The organism is uncultured Capnocytophaga sp. (genome assembly GCF_963525585.1).
Lineage (GTDB): Bacteria > Bacteroidota > Bacteroidia > Flavobacteriales > Flavobacteriaceae > Capnocytophaga.
This window is the reverse complement of the sequence record NZ_CAURLX010000001.1, coordinates 111,669-136,226: the sequence shown is the minus strand read 5'-3', so window position 1 is coordinate 136,226 and position 24,558 is coordinate 111,669. Positions and strand designations below refer to the sequence as shown.

Sequence of the window (24,558 nt, the reverse complement as noted above, 5' to 3'; positions counted from 1 at the left end):
ATTATTGATAATCAATAATATAAATAGAAAAACTTTCATTATTTGAGAAATGTTACGAAACTATTCGCCTTATACGCTTATCATTCTCTCCTTTATTGGGCTGATATTCATAGGAGCAGTCCTGCTGATGATGCCTTTTTCACATATTGAGGGAAGTAGCTTTTCCTTTTTTGAGGCTTTATTTACCGCTACCTCGGCAGTAACTGTTACAGGGCTTAGCGTTACTGATATTCATCATACACTTTCTCCTACAGGGGAGATTATCATCCTCTTGCTTATTCAATTTGGAGGGTTAGGAATCCTTACTTTTTCCTCTGTAATTATGCTCCTTATCGCCAAGAAAATTGGCTTTTATACCAAGCGAATAGTTGCAGAAGGACTTAATCACGAAGCTAAAATTGACCTTTATTCCCATATTAAGAAAGTTGTGGTGGTGGTGCTCACCTTTGAGGCAATAGGTTCTCTATTACTTTTCTGTGCTTTTATTAGGGAATATTCTATAGGAAAGGCATTGTTCTATGCCGTTTTTCATTCTGTTTCCTCATTCTGTAATGCAGGGATATCCCTATATCCCAATAGCCTACAAGGCTATACCTCAGATATTTTTATGAACTCTATAATTGCTTTCCTTATTATCTTTGGAGGATTAGGATTCACTGCTATTATTGAACTCTATGAATTTGCTTTAGGGAAAAGACAAAAAATAAGCGTAAATTCTAGGTTTTCTATGCTTATTACAGGGATTCTGTTGCTCTCAGGAACTTTGCTGTTTTTTGGCTTAGAATACAATCGGGCAGGCACCTTATCTTCAATGCCTGTAACAGAAAAACTCCTTGTAAGTTTCTTTCATTCCACCTCACTGAGAACAGCCGGCTTCAGTACAATTCCTATAGCAAATATCTCAGCGGCAACAGTGCTTTTGTGTATTTCTTTTATGTTTATCGGTGCTTCTCCTAACTCTACAGGAAGTGGTGTAAAGACAACCACCTTTGGAATCCTCTACCTAGGAGTAAAAGCCTCTTTGCTCAATAGAAGATATATAGAATTCTCACGTAGAAGAATCTCTTGGCAGCTATTCAATAGGGCGTCCGCATTGGTTTTTATCGCCTTTCTGTACATTCTTACGATAACCCTCCTAATGTGCTGTTTTGAACCCAATATGGATTTCATCAAAATCCTTTTTGAAGTGATGTCTGCCTTCAGTACCTCAGGACTTTCTATGGGAATTACAGATTCCTTAAGCAGACCCTCACAGGTAATCCTCCTTCTGACAATGTTCTTAGGAAGAGTAGGTCCTCTGACTATAGCCTTAGCCCTTTCCAGAGACCGCCGAAAAGGAAATTACAAATACCCCAAAGAAAATATACTAATAGGATAAATAATGAAGAATTTTTTAGTGATTGGATTAGGAGAATTTGGCAAATCTGTTGCCAAAACACTTTATAAAAACAAAGCTACAGTTCTTGCCATTGATTCACGAGAGGAACTCATCAAGCAAGCCTTAGATGAAGGCATCATAGATGAAGCCGTTATATTAGACGCTACCGATGAGCTCGCCTTAAAGGATGTTGTACGTGATGATTTTGAAACTGCTTTTGTAAGTGTAGGAGATAACATACAAGCCAGTATTCTTATCACAATGCACCTAAAGGAGCTAGGAGTGGATAAAATCATCTGTAAAGCGGTCAACCATACCCAAGGAAAAGTTCTAGAAAAAATTGGAGCAACACAGGTGGTTTTTCCTGAAGAATCAATGGGGGAAAAAATTGCCTATTCTGTGCTCTATCCAACGATTATTGAATACTTTAACTTCTCAGGAGATTACTTTATTTATGAAGTGAAAATCCCCAAGAGTTATGTAGGAAAGTCTCTTATGGAGCTGAACCTAAGGCACCGTTACGAGATTAATATCCTAGCTGTAAAGCATTCTGACGGAAAAATGAATGTAACCCCTGACCCTAATATAAAGCTAGCCAAGGACGACCTCTTAATCGTTCTTACAAAAGCTAACGCCATTGGAAAATTGGGCTAATAAATCTCTTTTTTTATAAAAAAATCTACTATAAAAGAAAATTCCTTTTATAGTAGATTTAATAAGAAAATTTGCGCCTAAAAATTCTTACTGAATAGCTTTCTGGTATTTCTGTGCTACTACATCCCAGTTAATCACACTAAAGAAGGCATCAATATACTTAGGACGTTGATTCTGATATTTAAGATAATAGGCGTGTTCCCATACATCCAGTGCTAGGATAGGGGTTCCTTGTATATCCATTCCTGGCATCAAGGGATTATCTTGATTGGAAGTATCTCCTATATGAAGCTTTCCATCCTTACCTACCACAAGCCAAGCCCATCCTGAACCAAATTGCTTAGCGGCAGCATCTGCGAATTGCTTCTTGAAGTTCTCAAAAGAGCCAAAATCTGCATTGATTTTTGAGAGAAGAGCTCCCTTAGGGGTCGTCTGCTTAGGAGTCATCACTTCCCAAAATAATGTATGGTTATAATATCCTCCAGCATTATTGCGTACTGCCTTATTATTCAAGTCCAATCCTGTGAGAATCTGTTCGATAGTCTGATTCTCCAAAGATGTTCCTGCAATAGCCTTATTAAGGTTATTAGTATATCCTAAGTAGTGCTTTGAATAGTGAATACTCATCGTACGCCCATCTATATAGGGCTCTAGATCACTATATCCGTAAGGAAGACCTGAAAGCTGGAACTTACCTTGTGCTTTTACTTCGTTAGGATTTCCCCAATTTTCTTTTTGCATAGCCTCTGTAACTGTTTTCGAAGTTACTTGAGTCTGTGCTGTCTTAGGGCAATGGCAAGAGGCTACTGCAATGAGTATTCCTGGTAAAATGAATCTTTTCATTGGTTCTTATATTTAAAAAAGTTAAGTACTAAGTAAAGTGATTTTGCGGAAGGTTAGAAGTGGACACAAAGGTATAACAAAATATCCTATTTACCTACCAATTTTATTATTTTTTAGCTAACAATATCCTTTAGAACAAGTTGTAAAGAAACATTTCCTTTCCAGTGATTTTCATCTAGCTGATAGGCTATTGTAAAAGGCTTTCCTTGCTGGATAAGTTCCTTTTTATGAGAGAGCCCAAATCCTACAGCTGCAAAACTAAGCTTTCCCATGGCATCTGTAACCTGAAGTCTCAAGTGTTCTTTTTGCTTGCCTATAGGAGTTATTTCTTTTGCAAAAACCTTTTTAGCAAAGAATATAGGAGTCATATTCTGAGGACCGAAAGGAGCAAAACACTTCAGCATATTATAGAATGCTCCTGTTATTTTCTCTAAAGGCATTTCCATTGCAAGAGTAATCGCAGGGGTAGCTAATTCTGCTGGGAGGGTTCTACTAACAACTTCTTGGAATTTTTGCTTAAATGGCTGATAATTCTCAGGAAGTAATGTAAGACCAGCCGCATATTTATGCCCTCCAAACTGGAGTAAATATTCCTTACATTCCACCAATGCTTGATAGAGATTATAGCCACTTACAGAACGAGCTGAAGCTGCGAGCACCTCTCCACTACGAGTAAAGACAAGTGTAGGACGATAGTAAGTTTCTATCAAGCGAGAAGCTACAATCCCAATTACTCCCTTATGCCAATGAGGCGAAAAGACAATAGTTGCAGAAGAATCCTCTTCGTGATGTTGTTCAATCAAGGAAAGAGCTTCGTGTGTAATCTCCTCATCAGCACTTTTCCGTTGATTATTAAGTATCTCTAGAGTAGAGGCTTTCTCTGGAGCTTCTCCCGATAAGAAATCTACCGCTGCCTGTGCGTGTTGCATTCTCCCAGCTGCATTAATGCGAGGAGCCGCAACAAATACCAAATCCCGAACCTGTATGGGTGGAATTGCTGAAGCCAATAGTGCTTGCATCACTGGAGAGGGCTCTTGATTAAGTGCTTGTAATCCCAGAGATACCAATAAGCGGTTTTCTCCTGTAAGGGGAACAATATCTGCACAAGTAGCCAAAGCTACCAATTCCAAATACTTAGTAGGTAATTCCTCCGAGAACTGCAATCGCTTATGTAGTGCTTGAATAAGCTTAAATCCTATACCACAGCCACAGAGTTCTTTATAAGGGTAGAAACAATCTTCTCGCTTAGGATTGAGGACAGCAAATGCTTGAGGAAGAGTATCACTGGGCGTATGATGATCCGTAATAATCATCTCTATTCCTTTCTCTTTAGCATAGATTACCTTCTCGTGCGCCTTAATTCCGCAATCCAAGGTAATTATAAGAGAGACCTCATTATCTTCTGCATAATCAATCCCTAGAAAAGAAACACCGTATCCTTCTCTGTATCTATCTGGCACATAAGTACTCACTTTAGAGTATAGTTGAGAGAGAAACTGGTATAGTAATGATACTGAACACGTTCCATCCACATCATAATCTCCATAGATAAGAATATTCTCTTTTCTGTCAATCGCCAAAAGAATACGCTCTACCGCCTTATCCATATCCTTCATCAGGAAAGGATCGTGAAAGTGTCCCCAAGAAGGGGCAAAAAACGTTTGTGCTTGCTCTCTTGTTTCTATTCCTTTCTGCAATAGAAGGCAGGCAATAGCTTTTTGCCAATATTTTGTATCTGAAAATAATGCCTCTGAAAAGTTTTTTATTTGTATTCTATCAGGGATTGGGACGTACTTCCACTGTAGATTATTCGGCATTATAAGGATGTGCTTCTCCGTTAAAGAATAACTGAATATGAACAGTTGCGAACTGCCTAAACATTGCAATCACCCCACAATACTTCTCAACAGATAGGCTCACCACGTGTGTAATCTGTGGAATATCCAGCTCTTCACCTTCAAAAAGATAAATTACAGTCACCTCCTCATAGGTTCGAGGGTGATTTTTAGCAAGCTTTCCTTTTACCTCAATGGTAAAGTTATCCAGCTCTATATGTTTTTTCTTTAGTAAAGCAAGTACATCCAAGCCTGTACATCCTGCTAGGGAGGAGAGCATTAAGGCTTTAGGATGCATTCCATTATTTTCTCCCCCATTTTCGGGAGTAGTATCAATGAAAAAGGAATTTCCACTGGGATTTGTGGAGGAGAACTGCATATCTCCTTCCCAATAGGCGGTTATTTGATGCATTTTTTATGATGAAATTAAATAAATTATTTCTTCTTAGGGCTACAGCCTGCCATAGTGGTAATCTTGATGGCTTCAGTAGGAGCAAGGAACTGATTACGAGTAACCACTTCTGCCACTGTATTACGTGCAAATTCCTCAAAAGCTTTTGCCAGAGGCGTTTGTTCTTGTAATGCTGCAGGACGCCCTACATCTCCAGATTCTCTAAGGCTTTGTACCAAAGGAATCTCTCCTAAGAGGGGCACTTCCATTTTCTGAGCAAGATATTTTACACCTTCTTTCCCAAAGATGTAATATTTATTCTCCGGTAATTCAGCAGGTGTAAAGTAAGCCATATTCTCTACTAATCCTAGTACGGGAACATTAATAGTTTCCTGCCTGAACATCGCAATTCCTTTGCGAGCATCGGCAAGAGCCACATTCTGAGGAGTACTTACCACTACTGCTCCTGTGATAGGAAGCGCTTGCATAATACTCAAGTGAATATCTCCTGTTCCTGGAGGAAGGTCAATGAGTAAGAAGTCCAGTTCTCCCCAATCAGCATCGAAAATCATCTGGTTGAGGGCTTTGCTTGCCATAGGTCCTCTCCAAATAACAGCTTGGTCGGGATGTGTGAAAAAACCTATAGAAAGTATCTTCACTCCATAATTCTCCACAGGCTTCATCTTAGAACGTCCTTCTATCTCTACAGAGGCTGGGCGTTGTTCCTGTACATCGAACATCATCGGGATAGAAGGTCCATATATATCAGCATCTAACAATCCTACTCTAAAGCCCATTTTTCGTAAAGCAATAGCCAGATTTGCTGTGATAGTGGATTTCCCTACTCCACCCTTTCCTGAGGCTACTGCAATAATATTTTTAATTCCCTCAATGGGTTTTCCCTTTATCTCTGGCTTTTCACTAGCAGGAGTATCCACTGCGACATTTACCTTTACTTTGGCTTTCTCGTGTACTTCTGCGTGAATGGCTCGCATAATCTCTACCTCTATTTTCTTTTTGGCTTGGAATGAAGGGTTGGATATGGTTACATCTACCACTACCTCATCTCCGAAGATGACAATATTTTTCACCACTCCTGCATCAATGAGGTTGCCCCCTTCCCCTGGAGAGGTAATCTTACGCAAAGCATCTATCACTTGTGATTTTTGTAAAGTCATAACACTACTAATTTTTGGCAAAGATACAAACTATTTATGAATTGTTAAAGAATTATTGATAATTCTTGAAATTTTTGTTATTAAAAAAACACTTAAGGAACTGAGAAAAATTTTTGTCTCTTAAAGCAAAAAAGTTCCTCGAAACCCTTATTTCTAAAGGCTCAAAGAAACTTTTTCTAACACTTAATACTTATGGAAAACTCCATTATGAGTTCCTCTCTTCTAATTTCTTCTGTTCCTCTACTTTTTCAAGTTTTTCAAGCCTTTCAGGCTGTTCTTTCTCGTCCTTCATTGCGTCCTTGAACTCACGGATTCCACCGCCTAATCCACGCATTAGCTCTGGGATTTTCTTCCCTCCAAAGAATAGGAGCGCTATAGCTACAATGATTGCTAATTGGTATCCTCCTATCATTCCCAAAATAATATGATTTGCTAACATAACTTTTTTTGAGCGCAAAGATACGAGTTTTTTTCATACAATGAATGAAAAATAGTATTTTTGCCGTATCTTTGCACAAATTTATTTCTTTTATTATGAAACAGGCTACCAGATACATTTTCAAGGCTATTGGAATAGAGCTTTTTCTAACAATACTTACCCTTGAGATATTCAGTTATTTGATATTTCAGGATATCCAATTCTTCCCTCCTACTCACGTTGTAGCAGGGATTATAGCTCTTGTCCCTTCACTAGTCTCAGGCTATCTGTTAGGCGAAAAGGTAGCATATGCTTGGCTTCCTAAGATTAACCGATTTTTCTTAGGAATTGTATTCATTTTTACATTTTTAGTAATCAGTGTTTGTGTAGGAAGCTTTGCCCTTGAACTAATGCATAGAAAAGAATGGCTCTCCTTAGAGGAACTTTTGGAAGAGCTCCTTATTTTCTTTCTTTTTGGAGGCATACAGACCTTAGGTGTAGGTATCTGGCTAGGTATAAAGCTCAGCCATATCAGGAAAAATTAGATTTATTCATCTTAAAATATGATGTTATGGGATTAAAAAAGAAAAACCGAGGCATTCGTAAGTGGCTTTTCAAATATAGAGTTGTAATTATGAATGAAGATACTCTTGCCGATGTAGCTACCTTTCGCTTAAATCGGCTGAATGTCTTTGTATATAGTAGCCTATTTGCTATTCTGCTTATTACCTTAACCTCTCTGGTGATTATCTATTCTCCTCTGAGGCAATACATCCTTGGGTTCTCGGAAGCGGATTTGAAAAAACGTATTGTTGATCTTACCTTCCAGACGGATTCCCTTCAACAACGCATCAGTACCAATGAGGCTTATTTTTCTTCTTTACAAAAAGTACTTACAGGAGATATTCATCCTGATAAAATCAACAAAGATTCTATCCTAAATGCTGTACAACAGATTCCTGCAGAGGTAGACTTGCAAGCCAGTGAAGAAGAAATGAAGCTCCGCTCAGAGGTTGCCGAAGAGGAACGTTATAATGTATTTGATGAGGCTACTTCTAACTCCAATAACAAAACTTTCTTCCCACCTGCCAAAGGAACTCTTTCTACTAAGTTCAAGACAAATGAAAGGCACTTTGGCATTGATATAGCAGCTAAGGAAGGCGATCCTGTGAAGGCGGTTAGTAATGGAACTGTTGTCTTCTCTGAATGGTCTGCACAGACGGGCTTTGTCATTATCATAGAACATCCCAACAACTTTATTTCTGTATATAAGCACAATGCAAAACTTACCAAAAAACAAGGCGATGTGGTAAGTTCCGGGGAGGTTATTGCTACTATAGGAAATACTGGTGAACTTTCCTCTGGAGCACACCTTCATTTTGAACTTTGGCACGAAGGATATCCTGTAGATCCGCTTCATTATATGAACTTTTAACCTTAGAAATTACTCAAAATGTCTCTAAAATCTTTCCTTGCCACCCTGTGGGCAGGTCATATACGAAAAAAAATAGACAAATGGGCACAGAATCCCATAACTACTCAGGAAAAAGTCTTCAAAACCCTTATTCAGCAAGCTAAGAACACCGCCTTTGGCAAGGATCACCGCTTTACTGAAATCCATTCCTATGAGGATTTTGTAAAAAATGTTCCTATTAGGGATTATGAAGCACTTTCTCCGTATATAGAAAGAGTCAAAAATGCGGAAGAGAATGTTCTCTGGAGAGGAAAACCTCTCTATTTTGCAAAAACCTCAGGTACCACCTCAGGGGCAAAATACATCCCACTAACCAAGGAATCAATACCCTACCATATCCAAGCGGCAAGGGATGCTATTCTCTGTTACATTGCCCAGACGGGAAAAGCCGATTTTGTTTCAGGAAAAATGATTTTCCTACAAGGAAGCCCTATTCTAGAGAAAAAGAATGGTATCCTTCTAGGGCGTCTTTCGGGAATTTCTGCTCATTATGTCCCCAAATACCTACAGTCCAACCGTATGCCTTCGTGGGAAACTAACTGTATAGAGGACTGGGAGACCAAAGTAGATGCTATCGTACAAGAAACGATCCAAGAGAATATGACCGTTATCAGCGGAATTCCTCCTTGGGTACAGATGTATTTCGAGCGATTACAAGCCAAATCACATAAAACCATTGGTGAATTATTTCCTAATTTCCAACTTTTCATCTATGGAGGTGTAAATTATGAACCTTACCGACAGAAATTTGAGCACTTGATTGGCAGAAAGGTAGATGCCATTGAGCTATACCCTGCCAGCGAAGGCTTTTTTGCTTATCAAGATTCCCAAACTGAAAAGGGAATGCTTCTATTGCTGAATGCTGGTATCTTCTATGAGTTTGTGGAAGCAGATACTTTCTTCAGTGAGCAACCTAAGCGTATTTCCCTCAAGGATGTAGAATTAGGTGTGAATTATGTTCTGATTGTCTCCACCAATGCTGGATTATGGGCTTATAATATGGGTGATACCGTAATGTTTACCTCTCTGAACCCTTACAGAATCATTGTAACAGGGCGTATCAAGCACTTTATTTCTGCCTTTGGCGAACACGTTATTGCTAAGGAAGTAGAACAAGCAATCGCAGAGGCTCTTAGAGAAGCAGGAGGAGAGGTAACCGAATTTACAGTAGCTCCACAGGTGAATCCTTCTGAGGGAGAACTTCCCTATCACGAGTGGTTTATAGAATTTGAGTCCTTACCCAAGGAACTCTCCTTCTTTGCCTCAGCCCTTGATAAGGCTCTTCAGAAGCAGAATAGCTATTACAAAGACCTTATAGAAGGAAAAGTTCTTCAGCCTCTTAAGATTACTTGTGTACCAAAAGATGGATTCTCTGATTATATGAAGACACAAGGCAAATTAGGAGGACAAAACAAGGCTCAACACCTTGCCAATGACCGTAATATTGTGGATAAACTTCCAAAAATATAACATCAAAAACTAAGATAAAGAGATTATGAACTTCTTTTCTACCAATTTTACCCTAGGAATTCTAGGAGGAGGACAACTCGGGAAAATGCTCCTACAAGAAACCCTCAAATATGATATTTGTACTGCCGTACTTGACCCCAGTGCAGAGGCTCCTGCTCGCTTCGCCTGTCATTCCTTTGAACAAGGAGATTTATTAGACTATGATACAGTCTATCAATTTGGTAAAAAAGCTGACCTGCTCACCTTTGAAATAGAAAATATAAATGTAGATGCCTTAGAACAGCTTGAACGTGAAGGAGTGAGAATATACCCTACCCCAAAAAGCCTCCGTATGATTCAGGACAAGGGTTTACAGAAGGACTTCTATAAGGAACGACAGATTCCTACTGCTCCTTTTGAACACTTTTCTTCTACCGAACTGTTACAGAAGGCTGTTACAGAAGGAAGATGGTCTTTCCCTTTTGTCTGGAAGAGTACTCGTTTTGGCTATGATGGTAATGGCGTAAAAATTGTCCGTAATGCCCAAGATATAGCTTCTCTCCCTCAAGGACCTTGTATTGCAGAGGTATGTGCTGATATAGACAAAGAACTTGCTGTCATCGTAGCTCGTAGCCCTAAAGGAGAGACTACTACTTATCCAGTCGTAGAAATGGAATTCCATCCTGAAGCCAACCAAGTAGAATATGTGTTATGTCCAGCTCGTATTAATGAAAGCATAAGCCAGCAGGCACAAGCTCTAGCGTTAGAAGTAGCCGAAGCTTTCGAAAGTATTGGGCTCTTAGCTGTGGAACTATTCCTTACTCAATCAGGAAAAATATGGGTAAATGAAGTAGCTCCTCGACCCCATAACTCAGGACATTACTCCATTGAGGCAAGTTATACCAATCAGTTTGAGCAACATCTTAGAGCCATTCTGAACTTACCCTTAGGAAATAGTGAAAGTAAGGTCGCCGGAGTTATGGTAAATCTGGTAGGAGAAGAAGGATATGCGGGAGATGTATTATACGAAAATATAGAACAAGTAATGGCTCTTCCTGGCGTTACACCCCATATCTATGGGAAACGACAAACCCGTCCTTTCCGTAAAATGGGGCACATTACAGTAGTGAATCCTCATATAGAAGAGGCGCGAGCTATTGCTCAAAAAGTAAAAGAAACCATACGAGTTATCTCAAAATAGGCAGAGAAGTTTTATAACAAGGTAAATTTATATTTTTCCTTTCCGTTAATGATTTCCTACTAAAAGATATTTCAAAAAGAAATATAAAGCATCTAAAAGCCCTAAATAGACAATTTTGGTAGATATGAGAAATAACTATAGTACTTATTTTTTCAAAATAAGTACTATAGCTTTCATTTTCTTGCATTTTTAAAGATTATACTATAAAACCGAGATATCATAATTATAAAAATACTGAAAATAAACGCAGAAGTAGCTACAGTCATAATCTCAGCAACCATATCCCACTGACTCAAATATCTTGACCAAAAGCTCAAGGAGAATAGGGTAATCGCAACTACATAATAAGCAATCTCTGCGCCCTTTGACTGTGTAATTCCCTCCTCATACCCCATTGCAGGAAACATCAGTATTATATCCAATAGAAAAATAAAAAAGAAAGCAAGTATAAAGTATATTTTTAAATCTTTGAGAAACATATTATTTTATTTTTTAAAGGTTTTTCCATATCTTAATTAGAGATTTTTTTGTGTATATTCTCTTAACCAATCCTGCCATTCAATCGGACAATTATAGCTTTCCATATACAGCTTTTGTTGATCAGAGGAGAGAGATTTCCAATAATCCAAGAAAACCTTACTATACTGTTGCTCATAGCCCTGTTGCCAGCGAGGAGCTCCTTTAAAATTATCTGGAAAAGCTATCCAAAAGGGAAATATTTCTGTATTTTTCTGTATTTTTTCTTTGAATGCTTTTCTTTTTACTTGATCATAGAACTTTATACATAAATAAAAAAGTTTGTTCCCTTGCTCAAAGACTTGTATATGCCTTTTGGGAATCGTATAGGGAGACTGAGAAAAGAAATGGCAAATAGACTTTTTACTGACTTCTTTTTCAGTTGCTAAGATAGCATTATATAACGAAGCTGTGATATAAAAATCTACATAAGAAACTTCACAAGTCTTTGTGAAAAAACACCATAACCTCCTTATAGCAACACTTATTCCCATTATTTTATTAACATCTTTTATCAAGAGCAAAAATAATCAAAAATAATGAACAATCAATTATAAAATATCCCTAACTCGTTTTCTTATAGTTCCAAATTGCCCAGCTGTTCAGCAGTATTGCAAAGCCTACTAAATACAAGAACTCAGTACTGAGTTGTGCAAAACTACTGCCTTTGAGTACAATAAGACGCATTGCATTGACAAAATGGGTTACCGGAATGGCGTTGCTCACCTGTCGGCTCCACTCCGGCATACTGTCTACACTGGTGAGGAAACCGCTCATCAGTAGGAAGATCATTATAAAGAAATAGGCGATAAACATAGCTTGCAACTGCGAATTAGCATAAGTGGAGACCAGAAGTCCGAAGCCGAGAATTGCGATGAGGTACATTATCGCAAAGGCGTATAAGGTGAGTAGATTCCCTGCGGGGAAGATACCATAGACTACATACATCACCACAAGCCCCAAGGTAAAGAGGATCAACCCTACTACCAAAAAAGGAGTGAGCTTGCCCAAGATAAACTGCCACTTCTTGATAGGCGTTACATTAATCTGCTCGATAGTGCCTATTTCCTTTTCTTTAACTACATTGAGAGCTGAAAGAAAGCCCCCGATAATGGTGAGTAATATAGCTAAAATGCCTGGAACAATATAGCGTGTGTATTGCATATAGGGATTGTACCAATGGGTACTCTCCACCCCGATTTTGGCTACATTACCTACGCGCTGAGGTGTTTTTACATTTACATCGAGCTGAGTGTTGAAGTCGCGTATCACCGAAAGCAAATAAGCCCCTCCTAACGACGACTTACTCCCGTTAATGGCATCGATAGAGACACCGAGAGGTTGCTTTCCTTCGCGTACGAGGTTGCGCTCAAAACCTTCGGGGACTTCCAAAACTACATCAGCTTTGCCGTCTTCTATCAGGGCGATACCTTCCTTATAAGAGAAAGGAGCATCTACAAGCTTAAAGTACCCTGAGGCAGTAATCTTCTGTATCAGTTGGTGGGAATAGGTACTCTGGTCGTGGTCGATATAAACAAGGTTGATGTTCTTCACGTCGAAATTGGCAACCAAAGGCAGTATAATCAGTTGCATCATAGGTGCCACAAGCATCATTGCCAAGATGGTTTTATCTCGGAATATCTGCTTAAATTCTTTTTGTAGTATAAAGCTTAATACTTTCATTTTCTTCTTTATTGTAATCTAATCTTAAACTTCTTCATTGCAAGGCTTAAGAAAATTACCGCCATTGCTATTAATATCAGTGTTTCTTTCCATACGTAAGTGAAATCTAATCCCTTGAGCATTACTTTCTTTACGATAGCGTAGTAGTAACTAGAGGGGAAGACTTTGGATATTCCCTGAAAGATAAGAGGCATATTCTCTATGGGGAACATAAAGCCAGTAAAGAAAGCCGTAGGGAGCATCATTCCCATCATAGCGATGAGCATAGCGGTTTGTTGTGAAGCGGTAACGGTGGATATGAGTAGCCCCAACGACAAACAGATGATGATAAACAAAGTGCTTTCGGCGTACAGCAACAGCAGATTGCCACGTATCGGGACATCGAGCATATAGACCGATAGCAGGAGTATCACAGTGAAGTTGATGAGCGAGAGAATAAGGTAAGGCACGGCTTTGGCAATGAGTATCATTATAGGTTTGAAAGGCGATACCAAAAGGATTTCCATAGTGCCTAACTCTTTTTCGCGCACCACCGCTACCGAGGTGAGGGCAGTGCTCACTATCATAAAGACGAGCGCAATTACCCCAGGGACGAAGTTCATAGAGCCATTCTGCTCCTCGTTGTACAGCATTCGGTTTTCAACGGTTATCTGGTAAGGTAGTTGCACAGCAGGGTTCAGCTCTTGCTGGTAGCTCGCTACCATAGCCGAGAAGTAGTTTTGCACCGTTTTAGCCGTGTTGGGGTCGCTCCCATCGGTGATGAGTTGTAGCGAGGTACCACTGGAGGTGTAGAGGTCTTTTCCAAAATCGGGAGGGAAGATGAGCGCCGCTTTTATGGTGCCACGCTTGAATTGATCTTCTACTTGTTCGTAACGAAGCAGAGGGTCTTTCAGCTTAAAATACGGACTTGCCTGCAAGCGGTGTGTGATTTCTTGGCTATAAGTATTATTTGCCTCATCTGATACAGCGATACCGATATTCTTGACCTCGCTGCTGAGGGCTTGACCGAAAAGGATAATCTGCGCTATGGGGATACCAAAGAGTATGAGTAGCGTGCGACGGTCGCGGAATACGTGATAGAATTCCTTGCGTATAAAGGCGATGAGCTGTTTCATATTAATAGGTGGGCGAATTGCCATTCGCCCCTACGGGGGTTATTCATTACGTTTTGCTTTACGGGCGAGTTGGTAGAACACCTCGTCCATTGAATCGGTGTGAAATTGGTTTTTAAGGTTGCTGGGCGTATCCATTGCTTCCACTTTGCCGTCTACCATTATGCTGATGCGGTGGCAGTACTCGGCTTCATCCATATAGTGGGTGGTAACGAATACAGTGATGCCCTGTGCCGAGGCTTCGTATATCATATCCCAAAACTGACGGCGCGTTATGGGGTCTACACCACCAGTAGGCTCGTCTAAGAACACGATTTCGGGACGATGGAAGATAGAAACCGAGAAAGCGAGTTTCTGCTTCCAACCCAGCGGTAGCGAACCTACGAGTTTGTTGGCTTCTGCCTCCAAGCCGAGCTTGGTGATAAGGTTGGTACTGCGGGTTTTGATTTCCTTGCGACTCAAGCCATAGACGCCTCCGTAGAAGGTGATGTTTTCCTGCACGGTGAGGTTGTCATACAACGAAAACTTCTGACTCATATAACCGATGTGCTTTTTTATCTGCTCTTGCTCGCGGTAGACATCAAAGCCTGCTACGGTAGCCTCGCCCGAGGTAGGGTAGGAGAGTCCGCAGAAGATGCGTATAGCAGTGGTTTTCCCCGCACCATTGGCACCGAGGAAGCCGAAGATTTCGCCTTTTTCAACGGTAAGGGAAATATTGTTCACAGCTTTGAAATCGCCGAATTGCTTTGTGAGGTTATGACAGTGGATTGCGTTCATCTTATTAAATTAGCAAATTAGCAAATGTGAAAATTATCAAATTAGCTCCCGTTCCCCCGAAGGGGACAACTTATAAAGGGGATTGATAGCGATTGAAGGAGTGCTTTTTATTTGTAATAATAATACCAATTTCCGTTATATTCTTTATCACAATCTTCTTGAGAGGCGAAAGTACAGTCTTTTATACCTTCTTCCGGGTATTCCTTATTGCGTAGTAATTGTTTGTGATAATTGCTTATTTTTTGTAATAATCCTATCTCTTTTGCTTTATTTAAAGCTTCTTCTGTCTCGAAAATATAAGACACAAAATAATCTTGTGGGGCTATATAAGCTCCAAAATCTAAGGAAGCATATACTTCACTAAAGGTTGCTTTTACCTCTTCTTGTGTTTCAGCAACAATATTTTTCCATATTTTGCTCATTGTTTATCTTTTTTAATTTCAACTTTGCTAAAGTTTTGGTTCAGAATTTATATCTTCTCTTTTTCCTCCATTAGGCGGATAAAACTGTCCTCGATGGTGGGGGTGATGGGCTGCCAATCGAGGTGGGGGAAGGTGGTTTTCAGCTGTTGCTCGAATATGGGAATGTTGGTGTTTTCTTGGAGAGTAATGTGTAGGTACTCGCCAAAGGGGTAAAAGCTATCAATGTGGGGATGCTCGCGTAGGTGCTGGAGCAGTGCGTACAGATTGGGTGCCTTGATAGCATAGAGTGCCGTAGGGTACTGGGCGATGATTTGCTCGGGGGTGCTGGTGGAAAGCACCTTGCCTGATTGTATTAAGGCTATGCGGTCGCATAGGCTGGCTTCATCCATATAAGGGGTGGAAACGAGTATGCTGATGCCTTGCTCCTTCAGTTTCTTCAGCATTTCCCAGAACTCTTTGCGTGAAACCACATCTACCCCCGTGGTGGGCTCGTCTAACAAAAGGACTTGGGGCTTGTGAATGAGGGCGCAACAAAGAGCTAACTTCTGTTTCATTCCGCCTGAGAGCTTGCCCGCGCGACGGTTGCTAAACGGCTTTATTTGCTCGTAAATATCTTTGATAAGGTCGTAATTCTCAGAAATAGTCGTACCAAAGACGGTGGCGAAGAAAGTGAGGTTCTCCTCGACAGTGAGATCTTGGTACAGAGAGAAGCGCCCAGGCATATAGCCCACGTGCTTGCGGATTTCCTTATAATCTTTGACGATATCCCAGCCCTCGATGCTTGCAGTGCCCTCATCAGGCAATAGGAGGGTGGTGAGCATACGAAAGACGGTGGTTTTGCCCGCCCCATCAGGACCGATGAGCCCGAAAAGTTCGCCCTTTTTAACTTCTAAGGAAAGGTGTTGCACGGCGTGGGTATCGCCGTAGGACTTGCTGAGGTTATGGATATTTATACTTGTCATTTGTTGATTTTCCAATTTGGTTATGAGCTACAAGTTCTGTTCTTGGTAGGCACGAGCTACAAGAAAAGCACCAGCAAAATTATTTTATTTGTTTTTCTTTGCTATTATTATATCATATATAGCTCCATAGATTAGGAAAAAGATAAATACAATCCCTAACAAAATGGGCTCTCCTATACTTATTGAGGCATTTTTATCTAACAAAGATATTTCACCTCTTTCGTATTTTTCGTGTAAAGAATCTTCAAAGTGCATAAATAACATAGAGGAAAAACTGAATAATATACCCCAAAGAATACTCCTATATCCCCAAATGAGTCGTTTTTTATAGGTAAAATAACATATTGGCAAGAATAGTATTGTTATCACAACCACTATCGTATTACTTAACTTAAAAGCCTTATTGAAATATTGAGGGGCATATCCTATATTAGCTAATAGAATAAAAGCGAGTAAAAATAAGATAGCGCTTACTTTGCCAAAGTGTTTGTTATGTATACTTATGTTTGTCATTTTTTGATTTTTTGATTTGTCGATATGTTATTTTCTTAAAATGATTGCCATTTAAGCAGTTGAAAATCATCTAAAATACATTCTTTTTTTGTATAAGCGTTACGATAACTTATTTTGTTTTCCTCTATTTTGACAGAAAGATACCAGTCATCTAAACAAGCAAATCTACTATGTTTAGGATCAATAATTAAGGTTACAACACCTGACCATTGATGAGGTTTCACGGCTTCTATTGATATAAAGAAACTTTTGGTCGATTTATCAACACTTATTTGCTTAATATTTCTCAGGTAGCACCAATAGGGTAATTCGTTGTTTGACTCAGGGAAATATACTGAGCAAATCTCATCTCCGTGTGGAGGCTGTGTTTCATATCTTAGCAACATACGCCCTCCCAAGTAAGCTACTTCGTATGTGCGCTCTGTGAGAACGGTTATTCTACATTCTTCTATATCAAACATATTTACTAATTATGAGGTTACTTTTCGTTTTCTATATCAAGACAATTTCATTTTCAGTAAAATTGTTATATTTTTGCCATGAAATTAGATACTATACTTATGCATTACCTATACCTTACTTTAGCGATTGTTTTAGAGGTCTTAGCCACTGCTCTTTTAGGTAAATCGGAAGGGTTTACCAAGTGGTTGTTTGCCGTAGGGTCATTGTTGTCATACGGTGTCTGTTTTTATTTTCTATCCTTAGCCCTCAGGAATATTCCGCTGGGGGTAGCCTACGCTATCTGGTCGGGGGTAGGGATTGTACTGACCGCTATCGTGAGTATTCTTGTTTTCAAAAGTAAAATAGACTTACCTTTTGTACTAGGTGCCCTGCTTATCATCGCTGGGGTGGTGGTAATTAACCTTTTTTCAAAAGCGAGCGGACACTGATTTTCTTTTTATTTTTCCTCTTTTTTTCTTGCTCCTAACCACAATAGGAATATAAGTAGCCACATTATAACACTTTCAGGAAGTATTTTGGTAAGGTTACCTCCATCGCTTGTTAGGGTACTAAATGCAATACTTGCCCAACGTACTGCTAATAAAGCCATTACAAACTGAGCAATATACTTGCCTGCGTTGTCGTTTTTGCGTAGTGCCATTAACACTAAAGCAATACCCATTACTATGTTTTCGGTAGCTATGATATGCCAAAGATAATTGAATGTTACCCTACTTTCAGCATCAATATTGGTGTTTGACAAGGTAGGGAAAACGGTTGCAAAGCCGTTCATTTCGTGAGTAACGGCAGAGAGTAAGCAAAGTACTCCCACTACAAGGTAAAAATAATTACGTATCATATTTTTTTTATAATTGTTACTAATTCGATTTATGTGTTATTAATCTTAGAGAAAGAGGCGGGCGAGAAGGCTCAGGAGCACGAGTGCTAAGGTGATGAGTGATAGGTTGAAGCTAGTTGTGCGCTTATGTTGCCTCTTTCTAAGGCTGTGTTGGTACATAAAATTAAGGTTGATTTCGGCTATTATCAAATAGATGAAAAATAGCGGGAATATGATATAAGTTATGATAAAAACGACTTTGGATAGGATTATTCCAAAGGTTGAGTCACAACAATCGGGATATAGTAAGCGCATTGCTACTATAACGAGTGCGAGTATGGCGGTACATAAAAACGCAATACTTAGGTATAAAAGTCGTTTTTTCATCAGGATATTTTTTAGATAACAAAGGCTGTTTAGGGGTTAAAATCCTTAAACAATTATCCTTTCTTTTTTAAAATTTCTATCATTTTATTTACATCAGATGTTCCTCTGCTATGCGATGGATATAATAGTAGCGTTCTTGTACATCTTTTGTTCCACTTATAATGATAGAGTGATGAGTAAAAGGCACTTTAAAAAAGTCTTCCACAGGAAATTCTGCTACATTACTAACTTGCATTGCGTGAAATATATCTATTTCATTATCAGTCGTTAATAATTCGACGGTCGCGACCGTCGAATTAATATCAAGTATTTCCCACGCCTCATAAAAGCGCCTCATATCCTTCATTTGGGTCTCTGAAAAACCACGAAGTCCAGGAAGTTCTTTGCGAAGTTGTTCACTGATAGCCGCTAAGGCGCTCTCCCCCCAACTGCGATTACGGGTGTGCTGTGATAGGTATTTGCCAATAGCAAAATACAAAACAAGTTGTACTCGGTTTACATCCTTTGCGGCTTCATATTGCCCTTGTAAGATAGCGGTCTTTATTGTCTTAACAGCATTATCGTATGACACTAAACTATTCATAACAACATATATTAAAAAAGTGATACTCTAATAAAATGCAAATATATGAATTTGTTTGCTTATTTCCTTGTATTCGCTGGCTTCACTTTTCATTTTTCACTCTTCACTCTTCACTCTTCACTCAAAACACTACTTCCCCATACATTCCAATCTTTAAATAACCATCATTTTTTACTTTAACCTTGATAGCATAGACCAGGTTGGCGCGTTCAGATTTGGTTTGAATCGTTTTTGGAGTAAACTCGGCCTTGCTGGCTATATAGGTGATTTCGCCTTGATAGGTGCGTTGTGCTCCCTCTCCGGCATCGGTGCGGATGGTCACTTGCTGTCCTAACTTGATTTGGGTCAGCTGGTCGCCAGTGATGTAGGCTTTTAGGGTTAGGATATCGGTATTAGCGATTTTGTACAGAGGTTTTCCGAACGTCTGCATTTCCCCTTTTAGGGCATAATTGACGAGCACCGTTCCCGCTATGGGGTTGATGATTTCCCCTTGGTTGATTTGCTCTTGAACAGCCTGAGCATTCTTTTGCAAAGGAGCTTCTTGGCTGAGCACATTGCGGTTCTGGGTGTTGATATTGGTCAGGCTCACCTTGAGTTGGTTCTGAGTAACGGCAAGTTGCTTGCGGAGCTGGTCTACTAAAGCGGTGAGGTCATCCAATTGCTTTTGGGTAGCAGCGCCTCCCGCCACGAGTTGTCGCACACGGATAAGCTCGCGCTCCTGCTGTTCGAGTTGTGCTTTCTGTACCTCGTATTGGCTATGAATGAGTGCTACCTGGTCGGCAGGGTTTAGGGTCTTCTCTTTGAGGGAAGAAATGGTAGCCTCGACCTGCTCTTTTTGGAGCTTGAGGACTTCGACGTTTATTTGCCCCACCTTTTGTCCTTCGGTGAGGGTCTTGCCTTCTTCTACCTCGTAGGCGATGAGTTGCCCTGTTTGCTGGGCGGAAACAATTACTTCGTCGGCAATGAAGTTGCCAGAAGCGTCGAATTGAGGTTTGTTGTTGCAGGCGATAAGGACTGCAAGGGCGGTGATGAGTGTTATCTTTTTCATTTTCCTATGATTAATTGTTGTTGCTCTTGAGCTTGCAAGAGTTGTATTTTGTGAAGCGATAGCGTTTGTTGTGCAAGATGCCAAGCATTGACTTTCTGCAGGTATTCGTGGGTGGTGATGACCCCATTGTCCAACTGTACTTCGGCTGCTTTGGCGACGGAATGGCGCAGGGTTACCGATGTTTCGTCTTGTTCTATCAGCTTTTGTAGCTTTTTGATTTGCTCGGACTGCTGGGTAAGTTCAAGTTTTGTGTTGAGCAAGAAGGCTTGACGGTCGGTTGCGATACTTTCGCGATTGAGGCGCAAAATATGCCTCTTGCTCGACAGGTTGTATAGCGGACTTAAGTTCCACTGCAAGCGGAGCCCTGTGATGTAGTAGAAATCCGCTTGGTTGTTGAGTATATTGAGCGTGGGACGCCCGTAACCGCCTTGGAAAAACGCACTGAGCTTAGGCATATATTCACTGTTGAGCTGTTTTTCTTGGGCTTTGAGCAACGATTCCTGTAGCTGAAACCCTTTGAGCTCAGGGCGAAAAATATCGGTACTTACGCTTTGAGACTGCGATTGAGGCGTAGGCTGTACAAGGTTAGAAGTACTGGTGAGCTCTTTTCCTATAAAGGTGGACAGCATTTGCAAGTAGGTAGCTTGAGAGGCTTGATACTCGGTGGTTTGCATTGTCACGCGGAGGATTTCGGCTTTGAGCTCGTCTACATTGCTGGGGAGGGTCGATCCGTTTTTTAGGGCTACTTCCGCCTTCTTGAGTTGCGACTCAAGCGTTTCGATATTAAGGCGGTTTTGCGATAACTGAGCATCGATGAGGAGCACCCCAAAATATAGGTTGCTCACGCGCTGTTTCAGGGTGTATAACTGCGTTTCAACAGCTTGTGCTTGTACGGCACTCTGGGCTTTGGTGACTGCCTTCTGACTGTGAATTGCACCACCTCCATAGAGCAGTTGGCTTACCTCGCCTACCACCTTGTATTGCTCCTTGTCGATGGTAGGCAAAGAAACATTGGGCGGTAATGGAAGTACCCCCGCTACAGACTTGGAGAGGTCGGTTACTTCAGACTGGTAAGTGGCTTGCCCCAAGATAGAGACCTGCGGGAGGTAAGCACGATTGGCATTGGCAAGGGTATAGTCTTCGGTTTTGGCTACCAAATCGAGCTTTTTGACGGTAGGATAATTCTCTCGCGCCAAGTGATAACAATCCTCCAAGGTAATCGTTTCTTGTGCGATACCTATTATGGGGAAGAGTAAAAGTAATGCTATAAATCTCATATATAGATGTTGTTTACGTTATACAGTGTGTTTAACCATTTGGTTAGGGTATAGGTAAAAAATATATTGTTTACCCCCATTCTCCTTCTTGGGAGGGGTTAGGGGAGGAACAATATCGCTTTAATCCATTGAGGAATAAGGGTTTTTCGCTGGAGCATTAGGGATTTATACGCTTCTTTGTCGGTTCTGCTCAGGGCGGTAAAGATAGGCTGGGCGATGAAGGGGAATATCACTAAACTGATCACGTTGAGCACGGTGTGCATAAGGTTGGGTTCGGTGATTCGTCCTTGCGCTACTGCCTCGGCGTATTGGTGGGCTAAGACTGAGTGCTCTAACGCTTGAAGGATAGGGGTATTGGCAACAAAAGGCTCGGGGTTAGTACGCACCTCGTTGAGTATAAAGGTTGGCAGGTCAGGTTCTTCCAAGAGCAAATCGATATAGTTAGCCACTACGCGCTCTATTTTCTCCTCTAAAGAGGTGTTTTCATCATTGAGGATAACACCTACACCTTTAAAGAATTGCCCCATTGTTTCCATCATTACGATTTCAAATAGCTTTTCTTTACTGCGGAAATAATAGTTGAGCATTGCGTGATTGATACCTGCTTCCTCAGCAATATCACGGGTGCGAGTGCCTGCATAGCCCTTCTGGTGAAAGACTTTGCGGGCAGCAGCTTTGATGCGATCTTCAGTGGATGTGTCTTTAGTGTTACTCATTGTCATTCTATTTCGGGGGCAAAGGTAAGTTAAACATTTTTATTAACCAAATGGTTAATGTTAAATTTTTTACTAAAACAAAAATAGGCTATCCAAGAAATTATTCCTAGATAACCTATTCTAAAATAAAGTATTTATGAGAAATGCTACTTAGTTTCTTCTTTAGCTACATTAATCTCTACACGGCGATTAATCTCACGACCTCTCTCTGTATCATTGGATTCAATAGGACGTGTTTGCCCGTAACCTTTTGCCTCCAATCGTTTTGATTTTACTCCTTTTCGGATTAAGTAAGCCTTAATAGCATCCGCTCTTTCTTGAGAAAGTTGTAAGTTATGCTCGGCTACCCCTGTGTTATCAGTATGTCCTTCTATGATGAAGTTAAAGTCATCATTTTCATTCATAATCTTAGCGATATTATCCAGAATGAATTCTGCTTGTGTTTTAACAACCGATTTATTCACATCGAATAGAATAGTCTTAGCATAGAGGTTGATTTCCTTTGTTACACGAACGGTACGTTCAGCACGTTCTTCGGGAGTCTCCATACGTGTAATAGGCTTGTTTTCAGAAACTTTCTTACGCTCTTTTCTTGCTTTTTTAGGCTGACCGTCATCCAATTTTTCTACATAATCCACGATAGGATTCTCACGAGCTTTTAGTGGAAGCTTAAGGACAATTCCTTCATTCGGAAATTCTTTCGAGGTTAATAGTTTTCTGTTGCAATTGTACAATAGATACGGTGTGGCTACCTGTATCAAAGTAGAATGTGTCCTCGGTATTGCTCATAGGGCGTAGTCCTACCCCATCGTCAGCAGGGGAATTACAACTCACGAATGTTGTGATTCCTACGAATGCCATAAAGGCTAAAAATTTTTTTCTCATAACTGAAAAAATCTTAAATTGTTAATTTTGCAAAGTTAAATCTTATTCTCAAGAAAAAAATAAGAATATATAAAAATTAATATGAAATTTTATTTTTAAAATTATATAAAATTAATTTTAATAAAAGACTAAGTTGTCTTTTACGTACTTGTTACCAAAAAAATCTTATTAAAGTGTCTTTGTTAATAATTAAATTCGTACCTTTGTAGGTCGAAACTAGTTAATAAAACTTAAATTATTTGCTATGATTTATATTGAACTATTAATTGTTCTTGCTGCTATCTTTATAGGAGCAAGAGTAGGAGGTATTGGGCTTGGTATCTTTGGGATGTTGGGCTTGAGTATTTTAGTTTTTGGCTTTGGGCTTGCCCCAGGAAAGGCTCCCATTGATGTAATGCTGATTATTGTAGCAGTAATCACCGCTGCCGCCACCCTACAAGCCGCTGGCGGGCTGGATTATCTGGTCAAGGTAGCCGAGAAGATCCTACGTAAGAATCCTGCTATGATTACTTTCCTTGCTCCTGTGGTTTGTTATTTCTTTACACTTTTCTCTGGGACAGGACATATTGCTTATTCACTCTTACCTATCATCTCGGAAATTGCTACCGACAGCAAAGTGCGCCCTGAGCGTCCACTCTCTATCTCAGTGATTGCGTCCCAACAGGCTATTACCGCTAGCCCTATCTCAGCGGCTACTGCTGCCCTACTCTCTGCAGAACTCTTAGGGGGCAAAGGAATTACCTTGGGCAATATTCTTATGGTATGTATTCCTGCTACCCTTATTGGGGTAATTGTAGGGGCTATTGCAGTGAGCTTTATTGGGATGCCTTTGGAAAAAGACCCTGAATATCTCCGCCGTGTACAGGAAGGGCTTATCAAGACTGATAAAAACGAAAAAGAAACACCTACTCCTGAACAACAGAAACGCGCTAAGATTTCCGTAATTATCTTCCTCATAGGAGTGCTCTCTATCGTACTCTTTGGCTCTATAGATGCATTACGTCCCACCTTTAAGATAGATAATAAGATGGTACAGATGGAAATGACCCAAATTATCGAAATCGTAATGATGTCGACCGCCGGACTGATGCTTATCTTCTCCAAAGCGGACATTTCTAAAGCAGTGAAAGGCTCTGTATTCATCGCAGGAATGCAAGCGGTAATTGCTATCTTTGGAATTGCTTGGATGGGAGACACCTATTTCAAAGGAAATTTGGATTTCTTTGAAAAACATATAGCAGATATTGTAACTGCTTATCCTTTCCTTTTTGCGGTGGCTCTTTTTGTGATGTCTATATTCCTATTCAGCCAAGCAGCTACCGTGCGTATGCTCTACCCCTTAGGATTGCTCTTAGGAATTTCTCCTTTGGCTCTTATTGCAATGTTCCCTGCCGTTAATGGATATTTCTTTATTCCGAACTACCCAACAGTCGTAGCAGCAATCAATTTTGACAGAACAGGAACCACCCGCATTGGAAAATATGTGCTGAACCACTCTTTCCAAATCCCCGGTTTTGTGGCTACCATCGTGGCTATTGTAGTAGGATATATGATTATTGCTTTTATGTAATTTCTAA

General features: G+C 40.2%; 30 protein-coding genes. 8 read left to right on the top strand and 22 right to left on the bottom strand.

Annotated features, from left to right (window positions below; translation table 11 throughout):
• Positions 1-49: 49 nt before the first annotated feature.
• On the top strand, positions 50-1,378 hold the full coding sequence (locus tag RYK20_RS00780; RefSeq protein WP_314894059.1) for a potassium transporter TrkG: 1,329 nt from the start codon (positions 50-52) through the stop codon (positions 1,376-1,378).
• Positions 1,379-1,381: 3 nt separating this feature from the next.
• Positions 1,382-2,032, top strand: coding sequence for a TrkA family potassium uptake protein (locus RYK20_RS00775; protein WP_314894058.1), 651 nt, complete (start codon positions 1,382-1,384; stop codon positions 2,030-2,032).
• A gap of 87 nt (positions 2,033-2,119) precedes the next feature.
• On the opposite strand, the gene RYK20_RS00770 is transcribed toward RYK20_RS00775, so the two are convergent.
• From RYK20_RS00770 to RYK20_RS00750, 5 genes are all read right to left on the bottom strand, one after another.
• Complete coding sequence (locus tag RYK20_RS00770; RefSeq protein ID WP_314894057.1) at positions 2,120-2,875, bottom strand: superoxide dismutase; 756 nt, start codon at positions 2,873-2,875, stop codon at positions 2,120-2,122.
• A 113-nt stretch (positions 2,876-2,988) separates the two neighbouring features.
• Positions 2,989-4,692: a single-stranded-DNA-specific exonuclease RecJ gene (gene recJ, locus RYK20_RS00765; RefSeq protein ID WP_314894056.1), complete on the bottom strand. Its 1,704-nt coding sequence runs from the start codon at positions 4,690-4,692 to the stop codon at positions 2,989-2,991.
• Positions 4,682-5,122 carry an OsmC family protein gene (locus tag RYK20_RS00760; RefSeq protein ID WP_297981278.1) on the bottom strand — a complete coding sequence of 147 codons (441 nt, stop codon included), beginning with the start codon at positions 5,120-5,122 and terminating at the stop codon, positions 4,682-4,684. Before RYK20_RS00760 ends, recJ begins: the two co-directional genes overlap by 11 nt.
• A 23-nt stretch (positions 5,123-5,145) precedes the next feature.
• A complete protein-coding gene (locus tag RYK20_RS00755; protein ID WP_297981280.1) occupies positions 5,146-6,279 on the bottom strand; it encodes an Mrp/NBP35 family ATP-binding protein in 1,134 nt (377 codons plus the stop codon).
• A gap of 205 nt (positions 6,280-6,484) precedes the next feature.
• Positions 6,485-6,718: a twin-arginine translocase TatA/TatE family subunit gene (locus RYK20_RS00750; RefSeq protein ID WP_297981283.1), complete on the bottom strand. Its 234-nt coding sequence runs from the start codon at positions 6,716-6,718 to the stop codon at positions 6,485-6,487.
• 95 nt (positions 6,719-6,813) lie between these two features.
• Between RYK20_RS00750 and RYK20_RS00745 the strand changes: the two genes are divergently transcribed.
• Genes RYK20_RS00745 through RYK20_RS00730 form a run of 4 tightly spaced genes read left to right on the top strand, consistent with a single transcriptional unit; the run spans position 6,814 to position 10,821 of the window.
• Positions 6,814-7,242 (top strand): hypothetical protein, encoded by a 429-nt coding sequence (locus tag RYK20_RS00745; RefSeq protein WP_314894055.1) that lies wholly within the window; start codon positions 6,814-6,816, stop codon positions 7,240-7,242.
• Between the two features lie 26 nt (positions 7,243-7,268).
• A complete protein-coding gene (locus tag RYK20_RS00740; RefSeq protein WP_314894054.1) occupies positions 7,269-8,132 on the top strand; it encodes a M23 family metallopeptidase in 864 nt (287 codons plus the stop codon).
• A gap of 18 nt (positions 8,133-8,150) precedes the next feature.
• On the top strand, positions 8,151-9,641 hold the full coding sequence (locus RYK20_RS00735; RefSeq protein WP_314894053.1) for a GH3 auxin-responsive promoter family protein: 1,491 nt from the start codon (positions 8,151-8,153) through the stop codon (positions 9,639-9,641).
• A gap of 25 nt (positions 9,642-9,666) precedes the next feature.
• On the top strand, positions 9,667-10,821 hold the full coding sequence (locus RYK20_RS00730) for a 5-(carboxyamino)imidazole ribonucleotide synthase (RefSeq protein ID WP_314894052.1): 1,155 nt from the start codon (positions 9,667-9,669) through the stop codon (positions 10,819-10,821).
• A 173-nt stretch (positions 10,822-10,994) separates the two neighbouring features.
• Here RYK20_RS00730 and RYK20_RS00725 read toward each other — a convergent pair whose 3' ends face one another.
• From RYK20_RS00725 to RYK20_RS00685, 9 genes are all read right to left on the bottom strand, one after another.
• Positions 10,995-11,300 carry a hypothetical protein gene (locus RYK20_RS00725; RefSeq protein WP_314894051.1) on the bottom strand — a complete coding sequence of 102 codons (306 nt, stop codon included), beginning with the start codon at positions 11,298-11,300 and terminating at the stop codon, positions 10,995-10,997.
• 36 nt (positions 11,301-11,336) lie between these two features.
• Positions 11,337-11,831, bottom strand: coding sequence for a hypothetical protein (locus RYK20_RS00720; protein WP_314894050.1), 495 nt, complete (start codon positions 11,829-11,831; stop codon positions 11,337-11,339).
• A gap of 70 nt (positions 11,832-11,901) precedes the next feature.
• Positions 11,902-13,020: an ABC transporter permease gene (locus RYK20_RS00715; RefSeq protein WP_314894049.1), complete on the bottom strand. Its 1,119-nt coding sequence runs from the start codon at positions 13,018-13,020 to the stop codon at positions 11,902-11,904.
• Between the two features lie 8 nt (positions 13,021-13,028).
• Entirely contained in the window at positions 13,029-14,159 is a 1,131-nt protein-coding gene (locus RYK20_RS00710; RefSeq protein ID WP_314894048.1) for an ABC transporter permease, read from the bottom strand.
• Between the two features lie 15 nt (positions 14,160-14,174).
• Positions 14,175-14,909 carry an ABC transporter ATP-binding protein gene (locus tag RYK20_RS00705; RefSeq protein WP_314894047.1) on the bottom strand — a complete coding sequence of 245 codons (735 nt, stop codon included), beginning with the start codon at positions 14,907-14,909 and terminating at the stop codon, positions 14,175-14,177.
• A 107-nt stretch (positions 14,910-15,016) separates the two neighbouring features.
• On the bottom strand, positions 15,017-15,331 hold the full coding sequence (locus RYK20_RS00700) for a hypothetical protein (protein ID WP_002667455.1): 315 nt from the start codon (positions 15,329-15,331) through the stop codon (positions 15,017-15,019).
• A gap of 47 nt (positions 15,332-15,378) precedes the next feature.
• Positions 15,379-16,293 (bottom strand): ABC transporter ATP-binding protein, encoded by a 915-nt coding sequence (locus tag RYK20_RS00695; RefSeq protein ID WP_314894046.1) that lies wholly within the window; start codon positions 16,291-16,293, stop codon positions 15,379-15,381.
• Positions 16,294-16,377: 84 nt separating this feature from the next.
• A complete protein-coding gene (locus RYK20_RS00690; protein WP_314894045.1) occupies positions 16,378-16,806 on the bottom strand; it encodes a hypothetical protein in 429 nt (142 codons plus the stop codon).
• Between the two features lie 35 nt (positions 16,807-16,841).
• Positions 16,842-17,267: a hypothetical protein gene (locus RYK20_RS00685; protein WP_314894044.1), complete on the bottom strand. Its 426-nt coding sequence runs from the start codon at positions 17,265-17,267 to the stop codon at positions 16,842-16,844.
• Positions 17,268-17,366: 99 nt separating this feature from the next.
• Here RYK20_RS00685 and RYK20_RS00680 point away from each other — a divergent pair, with 99 nt between their 5' ends.
• A complete protein-coding gene (locus tag RYK20_RS00680) occupies positions 17,367-17,696 on the top strand; it encodes a multidrug efflux SMR transporter (protein WP_314894065.1) in 330 nt (109 codons plus the stop codon).
• Positions 17,697-17,704: 8 nt separating this feature from the next.
• Here RYK20_RS00680 and RYK20_RS00675 read toward each other — a convergent pair whose 3' ends face one another.
• The 8 genes from RYK20_RS00675 to RYK20_RS00640 form a co-directional block, all read right to left on the bottom strand.
• Complete coding sequence (locus RYK20_RS00675) at positions 17,705-18,106, bottom strand: hypothetical protein (RefSeq protein ID WP_314305780.1); 402 nt, start codon at positions 18,104-18,106, stop codon at positions 17,705-17,707.
• Positions 18,107-18,151: 45 nt separating this feature from the next.
• On the bottom strand, positions 18,152-18,472 hold the full coding sequence (locus tag RYK20_RS00670) for a hypothetical protein (RefSeq protein ID WP_314894043.1): 321 nt from the start codon (positions 18,470-18,472) through the stop codon (positions 18,152-18,154).
• Positions 18,473-18,560: 88 nt separating this feature from the next.
• Positions 18,561-19,055 carry a DUF1016 N-terminal domain-containing protein gene (locus tag RYK20_RS00665; protein WP_314894042.1) on the bottom strand — a complete coding sequence of 165 codons (495 nt, stop codon included), beginning with the start codon at positions 19,053-19,055 and terminating at the stop codon, positions 18,561-18,563.
• A gap of 121 nt (positions 19,056-19,176) precedes the next feature.
• Positions 19,177-20,103, bottom strand: a complete 927-nt coding sequence (locus RYK20_RS00660; protein WP_314894064.1) for an HlyD family efflux transporter periplasmic adaptor subunit — start codon at positions 20,101-20,103, stop codon at positions 19,177-19,179.
• The gene (locus tag RYK20_RS00655) at positions 20,100-21,380 is read right to left on the bottom strand and encodes a TolC family protein (protein ID WP_314894041.1); all 1,281 of its coding nucleotides are present in this window, start codon (positions 21,378-21,380) and stop codon (positions 20,100-20,102) included. Before RYK20_RS00655 ends, RYK20_RS00660 begins: the two co-directional genes overlap by 4 nt.
• Positions 21,381-21,478: 98 nt before the next feature.
• On the bottom strand, positions 21,479-22,096 hold the full coding sequence (locus tag RYK20_RS00650) for a TetR family transcriptional regulator (RefSeq protein ID WP_314894040.1): 618 nt from the start codon (positions 22,094-22,096) through the stop codon (positions 21,479-21,481).
• A gap of 146 nt (positions 22,097-22,242) precedes the next feature.
• Positions 22,243-22,830 carry an OmpA family protein gene (locus tag RYK20_RS00645; RefSeq protein ID WP_314894039.1) on the bottom strand — a complete coding sequence of 196 codons (588 nt, stop codon included), beginning with the start codon at positions 22,828-22,830 and terminating at the stop codon, positions 22,243-22,245.
• On the bottom strand, positions 22,781-22,981 hold the full coding sequence (locus RYK20_RS00640; protein ID WP_314894038.1) for a hypothetical protein: 201 nt from the start codon (positions 22,979-22,981) through the stop codon (positions 22,781-22,783). The genes RYK20_RS00645 and RYK20_RS00640 overlap by 50 nt, the downstream gene beginning before the upstream one ends.
• A 244-nt stretch (positions 22,982-23,225) precedes the next feature.
• Between RYK20_RS00640 and RYK20_RS00635 the strand changes: the two genes are divergently transcribed.
• Positions 23,226-24,551, top strand: a complete 1,326-nt coding sequence (locus RYK20_RS00635) for an anaerobic C4-dicarboxylate transporter family protein (protein WP_297979575.1) — start codon at positions 23,226-23,228, stop codon at positions 24,549-24,551.
• Positions 24,552-24,558: the final 7 nt, after the last annotated feature.